This window comes from Myxacorys chilensis (assembly GCF_059505265.1).
In genome coordinates this window covers 1-2,737 of record NZ_JCACKG010000241.1, presented here as the reverse complement: position 1 = coordinate 2,737, position 2,737 = coordinate 1, and the positions used below count along the sequence as shown (strand labels likewise).

The 2,737-nt window shown below is 43.4% G+C and carries 2 protein-coding genes; both read left to right on the top strand.

The features are described 5' to 3' along the window. Positions 1-1,603, top strand: a 1,603-nt coding sequence (locus AC5JLB_RS24890) for a hypothetical protein (RefSeq protein WP_495876518.1), incomplete at its 5' end; no start/stop codon positions are given. A gap of 114 nt (positions 1,604-1,717) precedes the next feature. Next, a protein-coding gene (locus AC5JLB_RS24885) for an IS1 family transposase (RefSeq protein ID WP_495876519.1) occupies positions 1,718-2,400 on the top strand; the annotation gives its coding sequence in 2 pieces (ribosomal slippage) (positions 1,718-2,044 and positions 2,047-2,400; 681 coding nt in all). The last annotated feature ends 337 nt before the right edge of the window (positions 2,401-2,737 follow it).

Sequence of the window (2,737 nt, the reverse complement as noted above, 5' to 3'; positions counted from 1 at the left end):
ATCGCCTTTTAGCTTATTCAGCCCAACTTCACATAATTATCAACACAACCTAGTAGGTAACCGTTCTGGCGTCATGTTTGCTGTGCGCAACCAATTGATACGTCAGCAACTCGGTCAATGTGCCACGACGATCGTTTCAGGCAGCCTCCCTGTTCAACACCGTATGCCTCGTCCATTGTTACTTCCTGATTACCAAGCTACGAAAGAAACAGAAAAAGAGGTTAAGAAAAAAGCATTACAGACTTGGGCCAGCTATTTTGATCCTGCTAAACGTCTAATTGCTGCGAATACTCCTGTAGACGAAGCATTCTATGCAAGTTATATCGATAGTAGCGGTAATCTGCATTCTGCTAAAGGTTTACAAATTAGGCTGATATCTCCTAAATATGGAGCGCTGAAAAATGATTGGGATGGCTCCTTAACGTTTAAGCTTAAAAGCATTTCTGAGCAATTGCCTTTGGAAGGTTGGCAGATAGAAGTTCATTTAATTGATGGGCAGCAGTCAATCAAATATGAGAAAAAGGAATTTACTAGTTCTGAATCTTCTCTCGATTTTCCCCTGACTGAAGCAAACGAGACTACTTTAAAGCAAATTCTTAGCAATAAACCTGGTTATCTCGTTACTGTTCAGGTAGATATCCAGCAAGCGTCAGACAATAGGGGCTTTAAGCAAACTTTGTTTTTGCCCCTAAGACTTACTGATCAATTTACTTGCCCCCTCGCAGTTGAACCATGGTTTATCCATTTTGAAGATCCAGAGTACAATCGACACCTAGCATCAGCCGCAGCTCATAGTGTTAAGGTACTTGAGATCCAGAATCAACTAAAGAGCAATAACAAAGAACTCTGCACACTTACTTTCTCAGCCGATCGCAAGGCTTACAACCCCGATAGTATCGTTTCGTTACGATTTGACTGGAACAATAACGATGATTTTAAGAAGCCAGTCGATGGTCAGCAGTCGAAAACTGTTGTCTATGCAAAATTAGAGGCTAAAAAAATTACCAGTGATAATGTAGTTCTATCTCTAAATATCACTCAGGAAAATCAACGTATAGAACTTGAGCGGCTTTTTCAACTTTCGTTGGAACAGTTTAATAACCAAACTCAAGAGGGAACGGCAGACCTTAAGCCAGGAGATACATTAGAACTCCGACTTACATTGGCTTCTGAAGACAATGAAGATAAAAAACCATACATTATCTTTCTGGAATCTAAAAAAAATACTCCAGATCCTAAAAATACTCCAGATCCTAATACTCCAGATCCTATTGTGTTGAGGCTCAAGATTGTCGAAGCTCCAGTTAACCCAGTCCCTCAAGCAGCTTATGCTCTTTTACGAAAATATAAACTTGAATCAGACCCATCAGATATAGTTGAATGTGTTCGCTTTGCTTGGAGTCCTGAACCCAGTCGTATTGAGTTAGTTAATGCGGAAGACTTACGAACAGAGGTGGTGCGTAGACGTGCTGTCTTCCATTGGTTTGATTCCGCCAGAATTGCTAAAACCACTTCTGACCGGGAAGCAAGCCAGGAGATTGTTTACGAGATTCAAAAAATAATGTCTTCTGGATCAACGCATTTCCCATCATTTCTCGATTAGACGGAACCCTAAGAACTATGCCAAATCAAAACTGTTGAGCGAAAATTACAGGCTCTTGTCCAGTTTTGGTGAGGCGGATAAGCCTGTTTTGAGGCGTTGCACAATAGAGGTATGATGCAATGTCTTCACTGTCAATCAAACCAAACCGTCAAGAACGGACGACGCAAGGGAGTCCAGAACTATCTTTGCCGTAGTTGTGGGCGTCAATTTCGGGAAACTCACACACCTCAAGGCTACTCCCCAGACGTCAAAGAACACTGCTTAACGCTTTACCTCAATGGCATGGGGTTTCGTGCCATTGAACGAGTGAGCGGGGTGTGTCACAACACGGTCATCAACTGGGTTAAACAAGCTGACCAGACGCTGCCAGAGGAAGATTATGAAATTCCCCAATCGGCTCAAGTCGATGAACTCCAAACCTTTGTCGGCTCAAAAAAGTCAAAGCCTGGGTTTGGATCGCCGTAAACTCCAAAGCTCCAGGTATTCTCAAGTGGGTGGTCGGTGACCGTTCTCTAGCAACATTTCGTTTGCTGTGGGGGATGATTCGAGGATGGTGCTGCTTTTTGTACATCACCGACGGCTACCCTGTCTATCGGTGTCTGATTGATGAGTGCGATCATCTTGTCAGCAAGACAGCCATGACTTGGGTTGAAGGAGAGAACAGCCGATTACGGCACTATCTAGCGCGACTGCATCGCAAGACTTTTTGCTATTCCAAGTCGATTGAGATGCTGGAAGCCTCGATTCGGTTGTTGATTTACTACTTGAAGTACCGGCAAGTGCCTGCTTTAAGCTGAATCATTCACCTAATGTGCATCGCCCGATTTTGCAGTGCTTGGTAAAGCTCAATCTGCTCTGACTCATGCCAAAACACAATCGCCAGACCATACTTTTGCTGATAATCGTCTGCTGGGAAACGTTGTTGGCATCGCACTACAAAATGAAGAACAGATTCTAGGCTCAGTCAAATTAAAGCAAGCTAGTGAATATGACGCCTGAACAAGAACAGAGAGCAATTCTTGAGAAGTTTATTATCAATAATTCTGTAGCTGCGGGTCCTCAAGCAACTGTGCTGTTTCCTTCAGGGGGTGACAACGGAGCAGAAAACTCGATGAGATGCCGGATTGCGGGGAT